The 20,163-nt window shown below is 67.5% G+C and carries 25 protein-coding genes; 11 read left to right on the top strand and 14 right to left on the bottom strand.

Annotated features, from left to right (window positions below; all coding sequences use genetic code 11):
* Window positions 1-14: 14 nt before the first annotated feature.
* The 10 genes from JIX56_RS20185 to JIX56_RS20140 form a co-directional block, all read right to left on the bottom strand.
* Window positions 15-491, bottom strand: coding sequence for a hypothetical protein (locus JIX56_RS20185; protein ID WP_257542610.1), 477 nt, complete (start codon window positions 489-491; stop codon window positions 15-17).
* Between the two features lie 235 nt (window positions 492-726).
* Window positions 727-2,907, bottom strand: a complete 2,181-nt coding sequence (locus JIX56_RS20180) for a cell division protein FtsK (protein ID WP_257542609.1) — start codon at window positions 2,905-2,907, stop codon at window positions 727-729.
* Window positions 2,908-2,979: 72 nt separating this feature from the next.
* On the bottom strand, window positions 2,980-3,294 hold the full coding sequence (locus tag JIX56_RS20175) for a hypothetical protein (protein WP_257542608.1): 315 nt from the start codon (window positions 3,292-3,294) through the stop codon (window positions 2,980-2,982).
* Window positions 3,285-3,620 carry a hypothetical protein gene (locus JIX56_RS20170; protein ID WP_257542607.1) on the bottom strand — a complete coding sequence of 112 codons (336 nt, stop codon included), beginning with the start codon at window positions 3,618-3,620 and terminating at the stop codon, window positions 3,285-3,287. Before JIX56_RS20170 ends, JIX56_RS20175 begins: the two co-directional genes overlap by 10 nt.
* Before the next feature lies 1 nt (window position 3,621).
* Window positions 3,622-4,005, bottom strand: coding sequence for an RRQRL motif-containing zinc-binding protein (locus JIX56_RS20165; protein ID WP_257542606.1), 384 nt, complete (start codon window positions 4,003-4,005; stop codon window positions 3,622-3,624).
* Window positions 4,005-4,922: a DUF2637 domain-containing protein gene (locus JIX56_RS20160; protein ID WP_257542605.1), complete on the bottom strand. Its 918-nt coding sequence runs from the start codon at window positions 4,920-4,922 to the stop codon at window positions 4,005-4,007. Before JIX56_RS20160 ends, JIX56_RS20165 begins: the two co-directional genes overlap by 1 nt.
* Window positions 4,919-5,122, bottom strand: coding sequence for a hypothetical protein (locus JIX56_RS20155; RefSeq protein WP_257542604.1), 204 nt, complete (start codon window positions 5,120-5,122; stop codon window positions 4,919-4,921). The genes JIX56_RS20160 and JIX56_RS20155 overlap by 4 nt, the downstream gene beginning before the upstream one ends.
* Window positions 5,119-5,568, bottom strand: coding sequence for a Pycsar system effector family protein (locus JIX56_RS20150; RefSeq protein WP_257542603.1), 450 nt, complete (start codon window positions 5,566-5,568; stop codon window positions 5,119-5,121). The genes JIX56_RS20155 and JIX56_RS20150 overlap by 4 nt, the downstream gene beginning before the upstream one ends.
* Window positions 5,565-5,780, bottom strand: a complete 216-nt coding sequence (locus JIX56_RS20145; RefSeq protein WP_257542602.1) for a hypothetical protein — start codon at window positions 5,778-5,780, stop codon at window positions 5,565-5,567. The genes JIX56_RS20150 and JIX56_RS20145 overlap by 4 nt, the downstream gene beginning before the upstream one ends.
* The gene (locus JIX56_RS20140) at window positions 5,777-6,046 is read right to left on the bottom strand and encodes a DUF6284 family protein (RefSeq protein WP_257542601.1); all 270 of its coding nucleotides are present in this window, start codon (window positions 6,044-6,046) and stop codon (window positions 5,777-5,779) included. The genes JIX56_RS20145 and JIX56_RS20140 overlap by 4 nt, the downstream gene beginning before the upstream one ends.
* 495 nt (window positions 6,047-6,541) lie before the next feature.
* Between JIX56_RS20140 and JIX56_RS20135 the strand changes: the two genes are divergently transcribed.
* On the top strand, window positions 6,542-7,336 hold the full coding sequence (locus tag JIX56_RS20135; protein WP_257542600.1) for a GntR family transcriptional regulator: 795 nt from the start codon (window positions 6,542-6,544) through the stop codon (window positions 7,334-7,336).
* Window positions 7,333-7,998: a YdcF family protein gene (locus tag JIX56_RS20130; protein WP_257542599.1), complete on the top strand. Its 666-nt coding sequence runs from the start codon at window positions 7,333-7,335 to the stop codon at window positions 7,996-7,998. The genes JIX56_RS20135 and JIX56_RS20130 overlap by 4 nt, the downstream gene beginning before the upstream one ends.
* A gap of 405 nt (window positions 7,999-8,403) precedes the next feature.
* Here JIX56_RS20130 and JIX56_RS20125 read toward each other — a convergent pair whose 3' ends face one another.
* Complete coding sequence (locus JIX56_RS20125; protein WP_257542598.1) at window positions 8,404-9,987, bottom strand: tyrosine-type recombinase/integrase; 1,584 nt, start codon at window positions 9,985-9,987, stop codon at window positions 8,404-8,406.
* A gap of 169 nt (window positions 9,988-10,156) precedes the next feature.
* Here JIX56_RS20125 and JIX56_RS20120 point away from each other — a divergent pair, with 169 nt between their 5' ends.
* Together JIX56_RS20120 and JIX56_RS20115 are read left to right on the top strand one after the other, a co-directional pair.
* Window positions 10,157-10,360 (top strand): DNA-binding protein, encoded by a 204-nt coding sequence (locus JIX56_RS20120; protein WP_257542597.1) that lies wholly within the window; start codon window positions 10,157-10,159, stop codon window positions 10,358-10,360.
* Between the two features lie 424 nt (window positions 10,361-10,784).
* Complete coding sequence (locus tag JIX56_RS20115; protein ID WP_257542596.1) at window positions 10,785-11,723, top strand: zinc ribbon domain-containing protein; 939 nt, start codon at window positions 10,785-10,787, stop codon at window positions 11,721-11,723.
* 19 nt (window positions 11,724-11,742) lie between these two features.
* Here the strand turns inward: JIX56_RS20115 and JIX56_RS20110 are convergent, their stop codons facing one another.
* Entirely contained in the window at window positions 11,743-12,474 is a 732-nt protein-coding gene (locus JIX56_RS20110) for a hypothetical protein (protein WP_257542595.1), read from the bottom strand.
* A 70-nt stretch (window positions 12,475-12,544) separates the two neighbouring features.
* Window positions 12,545-12,745, bottom strand: a complete 201-nt coding sequence (locus JIX56_RS20105; protein WP_257542594.1) for a hypothetical protein — start codon at window positions 12,743-12,745, stop codon at window positions 12,545-12,547.
* 155 nt (window positions 12,746-12,900) lie between these two features.
* Here JIX56_RS20105 and JIX56_RS20100 point away from each other — a divergent pair, with 155 nt between their 5' ends.
* The gene (locus tag JIX56_RS20100; RefSeq protein ID WP_257542592.1) at window positions 12,901-13,842 is read left to right on the top strand and encodes a hypothetical protein; all 942 of its coding nucleotides are present in this window, start codon (window positions 12,901-12,903) and stop codon (window positions 13,840-13,842) included.
* A gap of 25 nt (window positions 13,843-13,867) precedes the next feature.
* Here the strand turns inward: JIX56_RS20100 and JIX56_RS20095 are convergent, their stop codons facing one another.
* Window positions 13,868-14,380: a hypothetical protein gene (locus JIX56_RS20095; RefSeq protein WP_257542591.1), complete on the bottom strand. Its 513-nt coding sequence runs from the start codon at window positions 14,378-14,380 to the stop codon at window positions 13,868-13,870.
* A gap of 613 nt (window positions 14,381-14,993) precedes the next feature.
* Between JIX56_RS20095 and JIX56_RS20090 the strand changes: the two genes are divergently transcribed.
* The 6 genes from JIX56_RS20090 (at window position 14,994) to JIX56_RS20065 (ending at window position 20,121) form a co-directional block, all read left to right on the top strand.
* Window positions 14,994-15,908 (top strand): ParB/RepB/Spo0J family partition protein, encoded by a 915-nt coding sequence (locus JIX56_RS20090; RefSeq protein ID WP_257542589.1) that lies wholly within the window; start codon window positions 14,994-14,996, stop codon window positions 15,906-15,908.
* 444 nt (window positions 15,909-16,352) lie between these two features.
* The gene (locus JIX56_RS20085; protein WP_257542587.1) at window positions 16,353-16,616 is read left to right on the top strand and encodes a hypothetical protein; all 264 of its coding nucleotides are present in this window, start codon (window positions 16,353-16,355) and stop codon (window positions 16,614-16,616) included.
* Window positions 16,617-16,752: 136 nt separating this feature from the next.
* Window positions 16,753-17,361: a hypothetical protein gene (locus JIX56_RS20080; protein ID WP_257542585.1), complete on the top strand. Its 609-nt coding sequence runs from the start codon at window positions 16,753-16,755 to the stop codon at window positions 17,359-17,361.
* A gap of 97 nt (window positions 17,362-17,458) precedes the next feature.
* Window positions 17,459-17,926, top strand: a complete 468-nt coding sequence (locus JIX56_RS20075; RefSeq protein ID WP_257542584.1) for a hypothetical protein — start codon at window positions 17,459-17,461, stop codon at window positions 17,924-17,926.
* Between the two features lie 136 nt (window positions 17,927-18,062).
* Entirely contained in the window at window positions 18,063-18,722 is a 660-nt protein-coding gene (locus JIX56_RS20070; protein WP_257542583.1) for a ParB/RepB/Spo0J family partition protein, read from the top strand.
* Window positions 18,715-20,121: a methyltransferase domain-containing protein gene (locus tag JIX56_RS20065; RefSeq protein ID WP_257542581.1), complete on the top strand. Its 1,407-nt coding sequence runs from the start codon at window positions 18,715-18,717 to the stop codon at window positions 20,119-20,121. Before JIX56_RS20070 ends, JIX56_RS20065 begins: the two co-directional genes overlap by 8 nt.
* Window positions 20,122-20,163: the final 42 nt, after the last annotated feature.

Below are 20,163 nucleotides of genomic sequence, written 5' to 3'. Positions count from 1 at the left end.
GGCCGCTCTTGGCGTCACTGCTGGTTGTTCGTCTTGGCCCACACGCCGGTGGTCTGGATGTGGACGTTGCGCCGGTCCTGGTAGACCAGGCCCTCGTAGTGGTGGTGGACGTCCGGGGCGGGCTTGGCGCCCTTGAGGAGCCGGGCGAGCGCGAGGACCAGGGCGGTGGGGGCCCCAAAGACGAGGCCGCACACGAGCGGGTCGGCGTACTGGGACACGTACATGAGCACGGCCGCCGTGCCGCCGACCATGGTGGTGGCGGTGGCGCCGGCGAGCATGACCACGCTCGCGTCCGTGGCGCCCTGACTCATCGGGGGCCGCCCGGGCTGCGCGACGGGCGGGGTGTCGCCCCGGGCGGACACGGGGGTGTCGTCGCGGTAGGCGGTGGGCCGGTAGGCGTCGGCGATGATCCGGCGGGCCTCGGCAGCCGCTTCGGCGTCGCTCATCACGGCGTCCGACTGGGTGGTGCCGGGGGTGGTCTCGGGGTACATGCGGGGTCCCTTCCGGGCATGCGTCGGGGAAGCGGGCGCCCCTGCACGGGGCGGTTGTGGGGGGTTGGCCAGGGGGCCGCACGGCCCCCTTTACCGGCCTTACCTTGCAGGTCAGAGGCCTTTACCTGGCCCTCTACCGGGGTAAGGAGTCCCCTCTACCCGGCGGCGGTCACGGAAGAGCGCGCGCCGCCGGGTGAAGGGGTCTTGTGCGGGGGGTGGGGTAGGGCGGGGGTCTTTACCTGCCGACGCTCAGCAGCACCTCGGCGGGCACGGCCGCCTCGATGTCACGGCGCTGGTAGCCAGCCCCGTTCGTGCCGCTGATCTTCACCTGCTTGCTAGTGCGCTTGACGCCAGCGCTCTCCAGTTCGGAGGCGAGACGTTCGGCGTTGAAGTCGCCGTAGACGTCCTCGTCGAGGTTGACGAGACCGGCGAGCAGGTCGGTGGTGAACATGCGCGGCGAGTGCCGCATGACCTCCAGCGCGTCCGAGACGATCGCGGGGACTGTCAGGCCGGCCGCGTCGGCAGCCGCGGTGACGTCGCCGGCCGCGTCGCCGGTGAGCTGTCCGGCTGCCTCGCGCAGGGTGCGGCCCTTGCGGCACAGCGCGGCGAACCCGGTGCCGTCGAGGTAGTCGGCCCGCACGGTGACGTAGGAGGCGGGGCCGGTGACCAGGACACCCACACCCTTGTGGTCCTCCGACAGCACGGACGCGTCCGCGCCCTGAGCGGCCTTGCCCTTGCCGAGCACCATGTCGGAGCTGGTGCGGTCGACGACCTGCGTCGAGTAGCGGATGGTGATGATCTCCCGCAGCTTCGCCGGCACCGACTCGGCGTCGGGGCGCTGGGAGGCGAAGTTGGAGATGAACCCGGCGGCCGGGCCCCGGCGGGCGACGCGGCACAGGTCGTTGATGACCTGCTCGCGGTCCTCGCGCTCCATCGCGGTGAAGTACTCCTGCAACTCGTCGATGGTCACGAAGATGACCGGCAGGTTGTACTTGACCATGATGGCCGGGGTCAGCTTGCCCTCGGGGCACACCGAGGTGGGCAGGTCCCGCAGCAGCGCGAACCGCCGCTCCATCTCCGTGAGCAGTTCTCGCAGCATGGCCTTGAGCGCTTCGATCGCGTCATCCTCGGCACCCAGGACCAGGCGGTGGGCGACCAGCTTCATGGGCATCCAGTCGGCGCCGCCCTTGCCGTCCGCGACGTAGTGGCGCACGTACGCGTCCAGCAGGCCGGCCGCTGTCAGGAGGCGCTGGGAGAACGTCTTGCCCCGGCGGGGCAGGCCACCGAAGAACATCGACTGCCACATGACCGGCACGTCGATACGGTTGCCCCGGGCGTCCTGCCCGAAGGGCACCGCGTCCCAGATGGAGAACTTCTCCGCCTTCTCCAACGGCGACGGGTTGAGCGGTCCGAGGTAGGGGTCATCGTCGGCCACCCACATCGAGACGCGGCCAGCGTTGCCGCCCTTGGCCGCGCGGACGCGGGACATGATGACCTGGATCTCGTCGACCCCGAGTTCCTGCGCGATGACCTCCCGCTTGGCCAGCACGTCGGAGGCGGTCTTGCCGCCGCCGCGCGGCAGGTCGAAGATCACGGCCCAGCCACGGCCATCCCGGACCGGGCCCATCGTGCACGACACCTTCGGAAGATCTTTGTCGTCCTTGCCGCTGCCGCTTTTCAGGAGGCCGGCGGCGCGCAGCGCGTCGTTGAGCTGCTGCGCGGACATGTCCACTTTCAACGGCGGCGCACCCTGGTCCAACAGGTGGGTTTCCTTGCCGCGTCCCAGGTAGGCGAGCGGCGTGACCACGGCGGCGGCGATGCCGGCCTGGAACAGCGGAGGTGCGAGCGCGATGCCGAGCGCGGCGGTGGCGACCGCGACAGCGGCGGCCCCGAAGCGCCAACGGCGGGTCTGGGTACGGGCGTAGTGCGCCATCTGCAACCGGGCCGCGAGGTCGACGTCCTCGGGCCGGGCCTTGACCTGCGCCCGCAGCGCCTTCACGGCGGCGCTGTGGTCCTGCGCGGACAGCGTCGGCCACAGACCGGCCGCCGCCCGGAAGAAACCTCGCACGGCCAACAGTATGGTCTTGACCAGGTACTTCGGGGTGCGGAACCCGTGGTAGCGGGTGTGCCACCAGGTCAGCCGACCGAGCGCCTGGACGTTGGCGATGACGGAGTCCCGCGAGCGGGCCCACGCGGGCAGCACGGGTGCGTCGGGGACGGTCAGCCAGTCGGCGAGCGGGTTGCCGGGTCGGTCAACTGCCTCCCCCTCCGGAGCCGGTTCTACGGCCGGGGCGGCGGAAGCGGTGTCGGGGGTGGGCTTGGCGAGGTCGACGACCAGGGTCGTGGTGCCGGTGCGGTGGTCGTCGAGGCGGTGAACGGTACCCATCGGGGCGTTCTCGATGGCGGGTTCGGACATGACGCAGGTACTCCTGACTGCCCCCGGGCCAGCGGTCCGGGGGCACAGCAAAGGGGGGAAGGTTCGGGGAGGTCAGTGCTGGTGCCGGGCGCGGTTCTCGGCACGGCTGAGCTGGGACGGCTCGGTACGCGGGCCGTCGATCCAGCAGAACGGGCGGATGTCGTCAGCGGCCTTGAAGACCCGGATTGCGGCGCCGGCCGGGGCGTCGGGCAGGGCGTAGACGCGGCCCCCTTCCAAGGACGCCAGCAGCCGGGCGCCGTGGTGCTCGCACCCGGCCGCGCCAGCGTTGCCCGCGTCCAGCACAGTCACCACGGGCGGCCCCACGCAGAGGGTCGGGTCGTCGGGGTGCGCGGCCGGGCAGCGGTGGCGGTCCGTGGTCACCACCATGACGAGGACTTCTTGCCCGCTGCCACGTTCTTGGCCTTGGCCTTGGCGTCCTCGCGCACGAGGGTCTCCCGCACGGTCCGCAGCGCGCTCAGTTCGGTCTCAAGCCGGGTCTCGATCTGCTGCGAGAGCCGGTCCAGCTTGCTCTCCGCGCGAGAGGGGCTGTTGCCCCGCACGACGCTGCGCGAGCCGCCGGCCAGGGCGCCCAGCACCTTCCGCTTCTCCGAGCCGGTCAGCGGCCACCACTCACCGCGCTTGACCGCTTCCAGCTTGGCGGTGGCCGTGACGATCTCGCGGTCCACACGGCGGATCTCTGCGTTGTTGCCCATGTCAGGCAGTTCCTTCCGGGTAGGCGCACAGCACGCAGCAGCCGAGCGAGCGCGGCATGCAGTAGCTGTAGGTGATCTGGCAGGTCGGGCAGGTACGGCGGGCGAGCATCGCGAGCGCGAGCGCGCCCCACTTCCGCGAGGTCATCGGCCGCACCGGCAGTGCGAGGTCGATGCGGTAGAGGTAGGCGACCCGGACCGTTCCGGAACGGCGGTTGATGCGCATGACCTGCGCCGCTATCGGCTGACCCCCCGGACGCAGACCACGCGCCCGCAGTTGGCGGCGGGTCGCGTACTGCTCGTCACTGGGGGCGTACTTCCAAGGGAAGGTAGGGATGCCGTAGCGGGCCCCGCTCGGGTCGAAGCACTTGCCGTAGGCGGCGGACATCACGGAGTCCCGACCGAAGCAGCGCGCTCGGCGAGCAGCGCATCCCGCAGCACGCGGGCGTTGGCCGGTGAGGTGTGGATCTCACGGCGGATGCCCTCAGCGGTCACCTTCGCGTCCGGCAGACCGGCCATCGCGGTACGGGCCTCATCGAGCAACTGCGCCTGCGTCCGCTTGGGCCGGGGCGATCGGGCCACGGTGGGAACCCGACCGGTCGCCGCACGCGGGCGGGGCGACGTAGCCGCCACCGTGCGCTTGGGAGTCGACCCGATCGGGTTGGCCGGAGCCGATCCGATGGCGGGTACGGCCTTGAGCGGCAGAGTCGACTTCAGGAACCCGACCGCTACCGGATCGGGCGTCCGTACCGGGTTCGCCACGGCGGACGCGGTGATCGGCGTGGGGGTCGATTCCGGCAGGTCAGCCGTAGACCGTTTCATTGTGGTCTCGGTAGATTCCTCCGCATTCGCGACCGGCGCCGTGGTCGGGGCGGGGCGGTGGTGCAGCACCTTGGCTACCAGGTCGGAACCGAAGTAGATCGACCCGACCGGAAGCGACGTCGCCAGCAGCACCAGCGCGTAGTTCGCCGGATCCCAGTCGGCTAGCCGACCCCAGTCGACCGACGCGCCGTGCAACTCCGGCACGAGCCCGTGCACGTAGTTGAGGACCAGCGAGGCGAGGGTGTAGGTCCCCAGCACCCGCAACGCGAAATCGCGGTCCCGACCGACCAGCACCAGCGCCGCGACCAGCGCGAGCGCCATCAGACCGTCGACCACGAACGGGTACAGCGTCGCGGCCGTGCCATCCGCGCCGATCGCGCGCGCCACGTCCCGCAGCGCGTTCCACGACACCCGGAACGCCATGCCGACCACCGCGACCAGCGCCAGAACCAGCGCCGCCTTGCCCTTGCGGTTGAGGTTCATCGCGCACCGCCCCTCAGGCGGCGCAGACGACGACCGTGCAGGAGCCACCCGGCGACCTGGACGGCGCCGCCGCCCGCAACCACGGCCTTCCACACGTGCTCGTGCGTGACGGCAGAGCCGATGGTGGCGGTCAGCATGCCCAGCCCGCCCAGCACGATCAGCAGCAGGGCGAACCCCTGCGGTGTCGGGTTGGCGCTCATGCCGCACTCCCCACCACAGCGACCAGCACCGCGAGGGCGAGCAGCGCCCCGCCGGCGCAGGTGAGGTCGATGGCGCGGCGCAGGCCGGTGAACTTGGCGACCGCGAGCCGGGACAGGCCGGCGATGTCGGCGCTGAGGTCGACCTCGGCGAGCGTGGTCGTGATCTCCTCGGCGGTCAGCGTTGCCCACAGCGGGAACCCGTGGCGGCCCTTGAGGTTGGGCCGCACCGAGCGCAGCAGCAGACCCGCCGCCGCGACCAGCATCACCATGCCGAACCCGCCCACGATGTAGGCGGGCAGGTTGAGCGGGGTGTCCTTGGCGATGGTCCAGGCACCGGCCAGCACCGCGCCGATGAAGGCGAGCAGCAGACCGGTCTTGGTGTCGGTCCGGGCGATCTCCGCCTTGACCTCCGCGTGTGCGGCGGTCAGGTTCCGGTCGGCGCTCACAGGTCCTCCCCCCACGACTCACGGCACTTCTCGCAGTCAGGCGGGCACGCCTCGCTGTCGGTCTTCGGACCGAGCAGGTAGCGGACCGCGAGCACGCCCAGGGCGAGCACGGCGAACACCGTCACCAACTGCTGATCGCGGGCGACGAACTGAGCCCAGACCTCCGCAGCGAACAGCGGAAGGACGAGGACGTACATCAGGCCCCGGCTCATGCCGCACCCCCCACCGTGCGGCCGGCGGCGGTGCGGTTGGCCAGCGCCCGCCGCTCGTGCAGCACCTTGCCCAGTGCCCGGCGCAGCCGCTTGGCGTCCACCTCGTTGGGCACGTGGTCGAGAGCGATGATCTGCGCGTCGAGCAGGTCGACCTCCGCCAGGATCAGCGGGGCCTCCAGCTCGATCGCGTCCAGCTCCGCGTTCGTCGGCTCCATGAAGTCGGCGAACGCGGTAACAGCGTCCTGAACAGTGACGATGGGACTCATTGGGTCGTGTTCCTCTCAGCGTGGAACGGCCTGAACAGCGGCCCCGGGTCTAGCCACCCGGGGCCGCGCGCCGTTTGAAGTCGGTAATCCGGCTCCCCTCAGCGCTGCTCGTGCGAGACGAGCAGCGGAGGCAACCGGCGCAGCCCTTGAGCTGCGAAAAGGTCGGGTTGCGCTGTACCGCGCACGGGACAGAACCCATGCGCGCCCGCCCGCTTGCTTGCGGAGGTGGGGCGGGTCTCCCTCAAACACTCTGTTGAGTTCTCAAAGAGCAGATCCTCCCCAGCAAGCGCGGTAACCCCTGGTCAGAGAGGTTCTCGTCCTCACGAGACCCGCCGGGCGCTCTGCGGTTGTGCAGTTTGAAGCAGCCCAAAGAAGGGCTCTTCCGTTCGCTGTCCTAGGACTGCGAGCGGCCTGAGAAGAGAATGCACCGCAGTCCTGGGACTGTCAACAGTCCTAGGACTGTGCTTCACTGGGACGTGTCGAAAGGAGGTCTGCGTGGCACCGAAGTGGCGCGAGCTGGCGGACAGGTTCGCGGAGCAGATCAGGAGCGGCGAGATCAAGCCGGGCGCCCAGTTGCCCCAGATCAGAGACCTGGTCGCGGCCGGCGAGGGGTCAAAGGACACCGTTCACAAGGCGTACAAGGAGCTGGAAGCCCAAGGGCTGGTGACGTCCTCGCGCGGCCACGGCACCGTGGTGCGCCGGCAACAGCCGCTCAAGCGCCTCGGCATTGCGCGGTACGACAAGGCGAAGTGGCGGGACGGTGATGAGGTCGCGTTCATCGCGGACCGCGTGGCGTCCGGTCGCTCGTACCGCCGGAACGAGCAGACCCAGACGGTCAGCCGAGTCAAAGCGTCGGCAGCCGTGGCCACAGCTCACGGCTTGCCAGAGGGGGCCGACGTCTACGCACGGGCGCGCGTGGTGAAAGAGGGCACGCAGCCGACTCACACCCTGACCAGCTACTACCGGCCCGAACACGTCGAAGGAACCCGCATCGTCGACCCGACCCCGGGCCCTGCCGGGCGAGGCGGCGGGTTCCGTGTCCTGTACGACGCCGGATACGAGATCGACCACATGACCGAGGAACTCTTCGCGCGGGTGCCCACGGCGGAAGAGGCTCAGCTACTCCAGCTCTCGCCGGGTGAGTGGGTGGTGGAACTGCACCGCACCACGTACACGGCGGATGGGACCGTAGTTGAGTTCGCCATCGGGGTGCATGCGGCGACGCGGTTCGCATGGTCGTACGACTTCAAAGTGCCCGACTCAGCGAAGGCAGAGGGTGAGAGTAAGTGATCCCTGCACAGGCATGGGCGGATGCCCGACTTCTGTGGGACTACCACCGCATGCACCACACCCCACGGCCCTGCTCCGTGGCTGTCGGATTGGGCAGTCACGACCTCGGCGTGGCTGACGTGACTGCGGAGCTGTATCACCAGGGCATGGCGCCAGTGATCGTGTTCACAGGGGCGACCAGTCCAACGACCCGAGCACGCATGCCGCGTGGCGAGGCTGTCCACTACCGAGAGCGGGCGTTGCAACTCGGGGTGCCGGAGTCCGCCGTACTCCTGGAACCGCGCGCCACTAACACCGGCGAGAACATCGAGTTCAGCAAAGCGGTGCTGGCAGAGGCTGGCGTCCCGGTCTCGTCTGTCCTGCTCGTGAGCAAGCCGTATGAAGAACGGCGCTCGTACGCCATGATGCGGAGGCTCTGGCCCGAGGTTGAGGTCGTATCCGCGTCCACGCCGATGGGCTTGGAGGAGTACGCAGACTCCATCGGGGACGTCCGCATGGTGATCGACATGATCGTCGGAGCCCTGCAACGAGTACTCGTCTTCCCCAACTGGGGTCTGGCCATCGAGCAGGCCGTGCCGGATGCCGTCGTGGCCGCGTACGAGCGTCTACGAGACCAGGGGTTCACGAGTCGACTCATCCCGGACGCGGCGCAACGTACCTAGTGGGGGCCGCCTGTCAGCTAACCCCCGCGTACGTCGACAGCCCGCACCGAATGGTGCGGGCTGTCGACGTTCCTGCCCTCGTCAAGGCACCTGGGGTCAGTCTCAGTTCTAGTCTCGATTGCTGGTCAATCCGGTGCGGTACGTGTTCGTCCGTGAACGTCCGGCACGGCGCCTGACCTGCAATGCGAAACCCTCGGCGGACTGCCCTGGACCACTGTGGACCAAGATCGGACAGCTCGTAATGCGTAGGTCTCGGGTTCGAATCCCGAAGGCGGCTCCACCTCTGACCAGGCAAAACGTGGTCAGACGGAAGGCCCCCAAGATCATCTTGGGGGCCTTCTGCATGTAAATGGGGACGCTGTGGGGACACGGTGGGGCAACACCGTCCCCACGGTGTGGTGAGGGCTACGCGGCGGCAGGCTGGGGAGGCTGCTTCTTGGTCTTCTTCTTGACCTTCTTCTTCTCCGCCTTGGCCTTTTTCTTCCGGGCCTGCGCCACCAGGTTCTGTGACGCGTCGACCGTTTCCCGCAGCAACTCCGGGAGAACGGCCTGGTAGGTGTCCTCGGTCATGCGCTTCGTCTTGTGACGGAGCATCTTCTGCACGGCCTTGGTCTTGGCCCCTCCGGCGAGAGCCAGCGTGCCAGCCTCGTGGCGGCCGTCGTGGAGCCGGATTGGCGGGAGCCCCGACTTCTCCACGAGCAGGTCCCAGCGGTCCGTGAAGTGCTGCGGGTGGTACTCCGAGCCGTCCTCCTGAGTGAAGACGCGGTTGTCGTGGTTCTCCCACGTGCCCGCCCCCGCCTTGGCCTCCCACTCCTCGCGCTCTCGCTGCTGCTGCTCGCGCCAGGCCTTCAGTAGGACCACTGAGTCGGAGTTGATGAGGACGGAGCCCTTGCTGTCCGCCTTCGGATCGTCCTCGTGGATCTCGTAGTTGACCGAGACCCGCTGCCGCGCGACGTGGATGACGCCGTTCTTGAGGTCGATGTCATCCCAGGTGACACCAGCGATCTCGCCCCGGCGCAGCCCGTGGAAGATGATGATGTGCCAGGCGGTGAAGTGCCGGTCCTCGGCCACGAAGTCGAGGAACTGCACCGTCTGTTCGACATCCCACACCATGACCGGGCTCGGCTTCTTGCCGGTCCGTTCCCAGTAGGCGATGCGCTCGGGCGTCCATACAAGGGCGTCGGGCTTGTTCACCTTCGGGAGGGTCACGAACTTGGCGTAGTTTTTCGCGATCAGCTCTTCGATGACGGCATCGGACAGGGCGCTCTTCAGCGTCGCGTTGATGCTTTCCATCGTCGCCGGGCCGGTCTCCTTCTGGACCTTCGCCCGTGCGTCGGTGTACGCGGCTTTGGCGTCGTTCCACACACCTCGCTTGGCCGACCGCGCGGCCTTTTCTTCACGCGTGCGGGCTGGCGCTTGCCGCCACGCCGTCTGGGCGGCCTCCATCGCCAGCTTGAGCTGGTCGGCCTTCTGCCTCTGCTCCCGGCGCCGGAGGTTCTCCTCCAAGATCCAGTCGTACATGTTCTGGATGTGCTTGGCGCGAAGGTCGCGGATCTTGAGATGGCCCAGGTGCGGAATGAAGTACAGGTCGATGTCCCGCCCGTACTCGTGGTGCGTCGTACGGGCCAGGTCCGCGGCCTTCTTCTTGTGCCAGCGGCGCAGGTACTCCTCAACCGTCTCGTTCGTGAGGACGTTGATGCCGCTCTGTGCTGCCTTCCACGAGGCTTCGGCCGCCTTCTCTGCCGCCTTCTGGGTGGCGAAGCCGCCTCTTCTGTCGCGCTGTCGATGTCCGCCGATGCCCGCGGGCAGCTCGATGTAGTAGTACCAGGAGCCGTGGGCGCGCTTCGACAGCTCAGGGCAAGCCCCCTCCAGGAGGCCGATCTTGGGGGTGCCGTCGTCGTTGAAGATCTGCTGCCCCTTCCGTGGACCCCTCTTGTAGTAGACCGGGCCACGGCATGTGCACCGCTTGTACGTCTTGTCCTTGAACATTGCTCCCCCCACGGATGGGCACACCAGTTCTACTGAGTCGCATTGATCTTTCCTTGTCCCCGTCTTGCGTTGCAAGGCGCCTTCTTGCGTATGCTGATCTTGGGTGGCGCGGGGGAGAACGCGACTCCAGGTGATGGCAGCAACAGTCGGTACGCAGGAATCCGGACCGATGACGATCGAGGAGCTGAAAGGCCTCCCGACCGTCGTCAGCGTGTCCATCGCGGCCAAGGCGCTCGGCATCGGGCGGAACAAGGCCTACGAACTTCTCAACGCAGGCACCTTCCCGGTGGAGGTGCTCCAGCTCGGCAACTCGACCAAAGTCCCTACCATGGCCCTCTGGCGGGTGCTGGGACTGCTGCCTGACGCGGCCTAGGGAGCGGTCCAGTTGCAGGTAGCGACCCACATCCGCAGTGCAACCGCTTACTCACAGCCTTACTCTCTCGTGCTTGCGTTCGCGCGCAGGGCGGCGCGTATTCTAGGCGCGGCGTCGCGGGGTCGCGGGGTCGCAATAAGAGAACAGCGATGCCTCTCCTTCGGGTGCGGTAGTCGCGACGGGAGCTCAGGGCCGCCATCACGGCGGAGTACTCCCGGCCGGCCTCTGCTCCCGAGTGAGTTGGACGGTAAGGCGCCCGGCGGTTCGGGTGGGGGTACAGGACAGTCCGGTACTCCCACTTGGTGTCGGGCTCGGTTCGGTGCGTCCTGCCCGCAACATAGGTAGAACGCTGTTGTGTTACGACCTTGCTGGTCCGTGGCTTGGGGAAGCCAGCTCTGCTTGGGGAAGCGGGGTCAGGGCCGGCATGACGGAAGAGGAACTGATGGCGCGACTGTACGGGTTTGAAGATCAGGCTCGAACGCGGTTGAAGAGCGATGAGGTGTCTCCCCTCAGGGAGGCGGTAACACGCCTCTTTGCCGGTCAGAAGAAGCCCGATGTGATCAGGTGGATGAATGCTGCCGGGCACCTGACGACCCGCGGTTCTCAGTGGCAGACAGCTAGCTTCGACAGGGTGATCTACCACCCCGCCATCGCGGGCCTTGCAGAGGACCCTGAAACAGGGGAACTGGTTGAGACGGGGCTACCCCACATCATCGAACCTGAAGAAGGGCGACGGCTCCACGCCGAGCGTCCCGAGGTCCGAGAACGGGAAGCGCGCTACGACTACGCCTTCTCGTACGGGCTGTGCGACTGCGGAGAGTGCACCGCGTCCCTGACCGGCGCCCGGGCGAACAGCAGCACCCCCGGATATCGGTGCAGCGGCTGCGGCAAGGTGCGTGTGGCAGCAGGCCTGCTTGAGGACTACGTCGGCACGTACGTAGTGGCCCAGTTGTCCCGACCCGGGGCCCGGAAGGCGCTGCTCGATGAGCTGGAGCGCGTGAAGAAGTTGTTGCCCCAACTCCGGTTGGAGTTGGGCCGCGCGCAGTTCGCCGTCAAGGACCTAGACGCGCAGCACGACAACGGCCTGATCGATGACGCCGAGCACGACGACGAGACGGCTGAGGCGAAAGAGAGGGTCAAGCAGGCCCGGGCGCGACTGCGCTTCGCTGAGCAGGTCGCCACTGCACCGGTGGAATCGGTCGAGGACCTGGTGCAGTGGTGGAATCATGCGCCGGCTGCATCCAAGGGGGCAGTCGCGGGGCTACTTCTTAAGCGCGTCACGGTGTTTAAGGCCTCGGCTCAGGGGATCCGCCACATCGAAGACGGTCGAGTGCGCCTGGAGTGGCGCACCACGGCCGACTGAAAGGGAACGTTCAGCTGACCTATGCGGCTGGGGCTTTGAGAGTGGTGCGGGCGGCGCTACGCCTGCGTTGGGAGTCCACGGCCACGAACGTCAGTCCGGTCAGGATGAACAAGATGGAGAGGCCTGCCAGAGGTGAGCTGAGAGCCTTCTCCACGCCAAGGGGCCAGGGGTTCCCGGCCAGGTTCGCGAGTAGGTAGCCACCCTTGCTGATGGTGTAGCCCACGGTCGCGGCGGCGCCGACACTGACGAGCAGCAGGCCGGTGCGCAAGGTCTTGGCGTGGGAGGGGCGGTTGGGCAGGGCGCGGGCCATCGCGAAGCAGAACGCGCAGGTCTCAAGGGCTCCGTACGCCCCGAACGCCAGATAGACCAGCAGGTATCCGGTGACATTCCGGTGGTCCGCGAAGTCCGTGGTGAACTCGATGCCGGGGCGGTTGCTGCGCAGGAACAGTACGGTGAGCAGGACCTCCACCAGTGCCACGATCAGGAGGCGGACGCGCATCGCGGTTCCGACGAACTCTCTGCCGTACGTCCAGTCCGCCACCATGATCTGAAGACCGGCGATGAACCCGACCGCGCACAGATGTGCGACGAGCTTGGCGATGTTGTCGATGCGTGTGACCTCGGCGCACCAGTCTGCGACTGCGGGGACCGACAGGGCGCTGCCTAGGAAGCACACAGCGGCCGATACGGAGCGCCCCCAGCGGGCTAGTCGGTAGGTGAGCTGGGTTCGTTTGTTCCATGCGTCGCGCACGCTCACCACGGTTGCGGTGAGCGTGATGAGGCATGCCAGGCTGAAGACGACCGAGTCGATCACGACGTGCCTACCAGGAGATGTCGGCGAGCAGCCGCTCAGACGAGACGCCTGCTTCTTCCGTCGGCTGCTCGGTTGAGTGGCTGCTGACGGAGGCCGCAGTCGAGGTGTCCTCGGAGTCTGCGGCGGCTACCCCGACGGGGCCAAAGGCCAGCAGTGCCGTGACTGCCGTCAGGCCGAGCAGGCAGCGGGCGCGAGCGCGGTGCTTCACGAATGATCCTCAGTTTGATGAGCGATGATGTCCGAGAGGCTCGAACGTGTGCGCGCGGCGAGGGGGGCCCAATCACGCTTCCTGACAACGTTTGTGCAAGGCAAGCGACGTCGGGGTGGCGGAATGATCAGTGCTCATTTCGGCAGGGGTAATTGGTGGGGATACCGGACATCCTGAAGTTATCGCAGTTGGCGCAGGACCTTTACGTGCAGCTACTGGACGGTGAGTCAGTAACGCCCGAGCGGTCTGGTGCGGAGGAGCTGTTGAAGGCCGGCCTGGCCGCCATCGATCCAGCTGATGGGATCGTCTTCCCCCTGAACCCGTATGAATCCGGGAGTCGGGCGCTGGCGAGGCTGGCAGCGGACCACCGCACGGTCGTGCGTCAGATGTCGAAGGTCGCACAGCGCGTCCTTGACTGGGGTGACCTGTACCAGCCGGCCCGCAGTCACGGTAGCGAATACCTCGGCACGCCTGAACTCGTCCAAGCTCGCCTGAAGCAGGCCGCGGACGCGGCGCGCACCACGATCCGGGCGGCGCAGCCGGGGCCGCGCCGAGCAGAGGCGATGGCCACGATGGACGGGGACGTCCAAGCCGCCACACGAGGAGTCCAGGGGCTGACCCTGTACCCCGCCAGCGCCCTGACCGATGAACTCGCCCGTACCTACGTGCGCAATATGGCGCCGCTCGGCGACCAGTTCCGGGTAACCCGGCAGCCCTTCCTCAAGATGGTCGTCATAGACAACGACGCTGCGTTCATCGAGGACTACGTCCACTGCGGGGAGCGCGCCGCGTGGTGCATCACCGACCCGGCCTTGGTGGCGTTCTGTGCCGCCGTCTTCGACGCCTCATGGGAAGCCGCCCACGAGTGGGGGGTACGCACAGAACCGAATCCCGACGAACTGGGCGTCCAGCTCCAGCAGGTGATCCTTCGCGAGCTGGCGCAGGGGCGTACGTACAAGGAGGTCGCGCGCCGTACGAGCGTCTCGGTAAGCCACATCACCAAGACCCTCGCGAAGATGAGGCAGGAGGTTGGCGTGGAGACCAACTTCCAACTCGCCATGTGGTATCAGGCGAACATCGAGCGGTACGAGGACTAACCCCGGACCTTGCTGACGCTCGCTCTCAGCCCTGGAGGTCCTCGGCCGCTCGTTCCGCGGCCTGGGCCATCGACAGGCGCCGGCGGCGCAGTCTGCCATCAGTCGGGGCGGTTGGTAGGGGAGCAAGAGGCGGTGCTTCCGGGACATCCTCGTCGTTCAGGCCGCGGCTGCGGCGGATGGCTTGTGCGGCCGCGAGCAGTTCATCCGCTGCGTCGCCGTCGAGGCCGTCCAGGAGGCGCAGGGCCTGTCGGGCCGCCGGGTGCTGTTCGAAGACACTTAGTGCCGTCAAGTCGTCCCAGCCGGGCAGCAGATAGGCGGCGGGGGCATCGAACGCGCGAGCCACCGCAGGGACGTTGTCGAGCCCGGGAGTGGAGCCATCGAGGATCTTCCCGATCGCCGAGTGGGAGATGGCCGGTCGCCCTGTCGAGTCCGCGCTGTTGCGCTCCAGGTCGCGGAGGCTTGGGAGCTTTCCGGTCGGAGTCAGCAGGAGCCGCCGAAGCATGATCAGCTTCTGGTGGAGCGAGGCGGGCGGCGGCAAGCGGTCCTCCAGAGGGTCATCGGGGCGAGGTGAAGTGGCTGTCTGCTTGGGCGCCAACGTACAGGCCGGGATGCCTGGCCTGCATGGGATGCACCCCATGTGTATCGCAGGCAATACAAGCGGAATGCTTGTTTGACACTCGTGGACTGTCTGTGAAAGAAGTGTGACTGGTAGTGGATCTACCCGTGTTGCGCGGCTAGGGGGGCCTGACCGTGCAATCCCGCTGATTTGCTCGTTGGCGGGCTGGGGAGGGGGTCCAAGTGATCGACGTCAAGGCCGTCTTGGCGGCTGTCAGGGAGCTGGAGGAGTCCGGCGCCCCTTTTGTCGAGGGGGCGGTCCGGGCGGCACTTCAGCCGATCGGGCACCCGCCCATTGATCATGCGCCAGTTCCCGAGTTGGGGGAATCGGACACTGTCGGCTGAAGGGTCGGACTGTGGAGGGTCGTTGCCGAGGTGTCGGCGGCGGCCCTCTGTGGTTTTGATTCTGTGCGCTCAGTGAGTCCAGGGGATGAGATTTCTGTCGGGGAAGTTCTCCCCCGTCATGAATGCCTATAAAATAAGGGTAAGAGGTGAGGGGGACTGGCCCTTCACCACAACGCCTCTTGGAGTGAGCGGTGTCGAACAAGACCCTGAAGATGGCCCACATCGAGCGGAACGAAGACCAGCCGCGCGAGTACTTCGATCCCGCCAAGCTCCAGGAACTCGCCGACAGCATCAGGGAGTACGGACTCCTCGCGCCGATCCTCGTGCGACGCCTCGGCCCGAACCGGTACCAGATCATCGCCGGCGAGCGCCGTTGGCGTGCGCACCAACTCCTCGACGCCATCACCATCGAGGCCAAGATCCAGGGTGAGTCGGACGACCTCCGGGCGTTCAAGATGTCCATGACCGAGAACGTCACCCGAGCCGACATGCTCCCCCTTGAAGAAGCCCGCGGATACGACCGCATCCTCACCGAGGAGGAGGGCGCCACCGAGGCCACCGTCGCTGCCGACTTCGGCAAGACCGTCCCGTACATCAAGCAGCGCCTCGCCCTCCTCAAGCTCACCCCCGAAGTCGCCGAGCAGGTCGACGCGGGCAACATCGGCACCCAGGCCGCCGTGAAGCTCGCGGAGCTCACCGACGGCAATCAGCGCGCCGTCCTCGCCAAGTGGGCGCGTGGTGATTTCGCTGGTGACAACCAGCTCGTGCACTTCGCTTTCGCCCTGCGTCAGCAGCAGGATCAGGAAGTGTGCATGATCGTTGAGGACATGACGGTCGAGGAGCGCGAAGAGCGCGCTCGCACCCAGACCAAGACCCGCAGCACCCTCGACGGGATCGAGCGCATCCGCGGCCTCCTCGACGGCCTCGTCAAGATGGACCCCGCGGACCTGGCCCTCGCCCTCGAAAGTGAAGTCGGCGCCCGGCTGGAGCAGATGGACCGCGTTGCCGACGCCGTGCAGAAGGCCCGCTTCGCACTCCGTCAGGCCAAGGCGCACTCTGAAGCCCGGGAAATCATCGTCAATGCCGAGGCTGTCAGCGCGGCCTGACACCCGCTGTCCCCGGCCCGACCGTCCACTGAAAGGACCTCGCGATGACAGAACCGGCTCACCTCTGGACCGGCATGAGCCCCCAGAGCTTCACCAGTGATCGCGTCCCTGATGTGCAGGAGGCGCTCTTTCCGGAACCCGACCCCTGCGGTACCGCTCTCCTCGATGAGCATGAAGACGGGGCATCTCTCGACCAAAAGATAGGTGTTTACAAAACAGAGTGATACGGTTCGGTTGTCGGGCCTTCCCCCGAAAGAGGCCCGACAGCCGTGGCATACGGCACCCCCACGTCTCCTGGCGGGCGGTCGACCCCCCGCGCCCTGCCCGCCAGGAGGCAGCCCCGCCCGATGCGGAGCACCACGGGGTGACTCATCCACGACTGGCCCCGTCTGCGCGTTTCCGTCCGCGCAGACGGGGCCTCCTTACGCCTGAAAGGGCCAGCCGATGTCCCGCGACTACTCCGCTCACGAAGCAGCCGATCCCGAGCTCTACGAGCGACTCATGGAAGAGCGGTACGGGCCGCTGGCCGACCTACTCACCGAGAAACGACGCAAGGGCACCCTGCCGCCACCCCCGGGCACCTACCGGTACACGCCGGTCACCCCAGAGGAGGCGGCACACAACTACGCCGAACTCGCCCGCGCGATCGAGGAACCGAGAGGACTCCGAGCCGATGAATCACCCCAGTGCACCCGCGCAGCAGCCTGACGCAGCCCCGCGCGAGCGCACGCCGCCCGTGCCCGGAGCCGAATGGTGCAACTCCTGCGACCGCTGGGCATTTCCGCCCGCCTGGCTGTGCCGCTGCAACAACCGCTGACCCGCGCCACCTCTTGGAGACCCAGCAGTGACCACGTACCGCCCGCTGCCGCGCCGAAGCCGCACCCTGGCCGTCCTCTACGGCCTCGCCTCAGCCGCGCTGATCATCTGCGCCACGATCAGCTCCATCAACAACGCCCCCTGGTACACCCTGGGTTTCTGCGGTGCGGCATCCCTCTTCGTGATCGCCATCCTGCGCGAGACGCAGGCCCTCGACAGCGCGTACGCGGGCCGCACCCACATGCCGGCGACAGCACGTCAGGACGCAGAGGCCTACGCCCGCACGGTCCACCAGGACCCATCCGGGCCGGGGCAGCTCACCGAGCAGCGAGACCCGTTGGCCAAGCGACACACGGTGAATACGATCACCGGCGATGCCCTCGACGCCCTGTACGAGCGACTTCGGACAACTGAGTCCCGGGGCAGCCACCGAGCGAGCATCCCCTCCCGCATCCGCTGCCGGGCGTGGAAGGTGTCCGGCTGGCGGGTCATCCGCTGCTCCAGGAAGACCGCCCACGTGCTCTCCAACGGCTGGCACTGCCACGAGCCCACCGGACGCGTGTGGCCGGTCAGCGAATCCGACTGGAGCTCGGCGATCGCACGGCTGCCAGACCCCGAACTTCCGCCCAGCAGCTGACATAGCCGGGCGGCAGACACCACCACAACCGAACAGGCCCCAGGCGCGGAGACTGCAACTCCTGCCCGGGGCCTTGACCGAAGGAGCATGCACTCCGATGGCTGATCAGAACGATACGCGAGGAGCGGTCCCCGAAGTCGGGCAGAGGGTCGGCGCCCGAGTCGACCAGACCACCCACGAACACCTCCTCGTCCTCATGCGGGACGGAGCCAGCCAGACCGCCGTCGTACGCGACGCCCTGGCGCTCGCCGCGCTGCTGCGCGCCCCCGACATTCACGAGCACCTGGCCGTGCTCACACGGGACGGCGCCGCCCAGGCCGACGTCATCCGCGAGGCTCTCGCGCTGTCCGCGCTGCTGCGCTGCCCCAGAGCCACCCGGGATCTGGAGATCATCCTCAAGGGCGGTGGCGGTGTGTCGGACGCTGTCGGACACGGCCTGTCCCTCCTGGCACACGCCTACCGCCACGCGTGGCGCACCGGCACCTTCCCCGAAGGCACCCGACCACTGACCGTCTGGGTCAGCACCCGCCCCGCCTCACCTCAACAGGCCCCTGACCAGCAGTGATCCACGCTGTCGGACACAGTGGCCACAACCGTGCCACCGTGTCCGACAGCACCCCCGCCTCCTGTCCGACACCGGTACACCAGATCATCTAGGCTGTCGGACACGGCGCGGGGAATCGCCGAAGGAACGACTGGACTTGTCCGACGACGTCATTCGTATCCCCGACTCCCTCGCCGATCTCGCCGTCCCGATCGGCAACCTCACCGCCTACCACCGCAACCCGCGCACCGGGAACCTCGACTCGATCAAGGAATCCCTGACGGTCAACGGCCAGTACCGGGCCCTTGTCGTCAACCGCGGAAACCTCACCGGCCGGCCCAACGAGATCCTCGCTGGCAACCACACCTGGGCCGCCGCCTCCGAACTCGGCTGGGACGAGATCGCCGTCACCTACGTCGACGTCGACGACGACGCCGCCGCGCGCATCGTCATCGTCGACAACCGGACCTCGGACCTCGCCGGATACGACGAAGCCCTCCTGGCCGACATCCTCGCCGAACTGCCCGACCTCGAAGGCACCGGCTACGACCAAGACGCCCTGGACTCCCTCCTCGACACCCTCGACGTCCCCAGCGTCCTGCCCGCCGAGACCGCCGACGCCGAGGGCGAGAAGGTCGCCGACGAACACCTCACCTGGGGCTACGTCCAGTGGGGAACCACTCGCGTCCAGATCACCAAGGAAGAGGTCGAGCGCCTCAACAACGTCCACCAGGCCTTCTACGACAGCCGCGGTACCGACGCCGGGTTCGCGCACTACCTGATCGATCCGCACGACCAGGAGCAGAACGTTGCCTGAGTTCGTTGCGGAGTACCCGCTCGCCCGCCTCAAGCCCGCCCCCTACAACCCCCGGCGTCTGTCCGACGACGCGTTCGGCCGCCTGAAGCAGTCCCTCGACCTGTTCGGCTGCGTCAAGCCGGTCATCGTCAACGGCAACGGCATCCTCGTCGCGGGCCACCAGCGCACCAAGTCACTGAAGGCGCTCGACGTGACCACGGTGCCGGCGATCCTCCTCGGCGCCCACGTCACCACCCAGGATGAGGTCCAGTTCAACCTCCTCCACAACAGCGTGGAAACCGACGGCTCCCGCGTCACCGTCACCGTCGCCGACGAGAGCGTGCACGGCTGGGAGTGGCTCACCTCCGACGAGATCACCGTGCAGGCCCGCGACTCGGCCGCCGTACGCTCCGAGATCAGCCGCCTCATCACCCGCTACGGGCCGTGGGGTTCGATCGTCGCCGACCACGCCGGCCGCGTCATCCTCAACAACGACTACGCCGTCTCTGCCGTCGACCTCCGCAAGGACGTCCTCTGCTACCGGGTCTCCGTCCAGGAGGCTGACGAGCTACTGGTCTGGCTCGAAGGCGAGTACGGGGTCTACGACTACACCCAGCTCGGCATCAAGCCGTACAACCAGCACTGGTGCCAGATGCACCGGCTCGGCGGCGACGACGGCGACTCCGCCAAGTCCGCCGTCTACGTCAAGCACGTCCTGCCCACGCTGAAGAAGTCCCAGCGGATCGTCGACTTCGGCGCGGGCGAGGCCGCCTACATCACCATGCTCAAGGAGCAGGGGTATGACGCCCACTGGTACGAGCCGCACGTCAAGGCCAAGGGCACGCAGAACGCCCTCGATGTCGCGGCCACCGTCGCCCACATCCGTGACCTCCAACGCGACGTCCGCGCCAACGGGCAGTACGACGTCGTCGTCCTCGACTCCGTCATCAATTCCATCACCAGCCTGGAGTTCGAGGAGCACGTCCTGATCACGTGCAACACCCTGTGCGCGGACGACGGGGTGTTCTTCACTGGCACCCGCCACATGAAGTCCATCTCCAAGCGCAACAGTGGCCGCAAGTACCGCAACAACCGGTACCGGCGCGCTCTGGAGTTCGTCGACGAGAACGGGTTCTCCGCCACCTTCCGGGCCGGCGTATGGACCATGCAGCGGTTCCACACCCGCGAGTCGTTGACGGCCCTGCTCCGCCGCTACTTCGGCGAGGTGCGGATCGGCGTCGACACCGGGGGGTCGCTGACCGTGGAGTGCCGCCGACCGCTCCCCGTCTCGCCTGAGCGCAGGCGGGCGGCGCTGGAAGCGGAGTTCAACATGGAGTACCCCGGTGAGTACCGGCACAACCGGCACAAACCGCTGGTCGAGGCCCTGATACGGGCCTGCGCAGAACGTGATCAAAAGTGACAATCTCAGCTTAGTGCATATATAATAAGGGTGAGGGGTGGT

This window comes from Streptomyces sp. CA-210063 (genome assembly GCF_024612015.1).
Lineage (GTDB): Bacteria > Actinomycetota > Actinomycetes > Streptomycetales > Streptomycetaceae > Streptomyces.
This window is presented reverse-complemented; position numbering and strand designations above follow the sequence as displayed.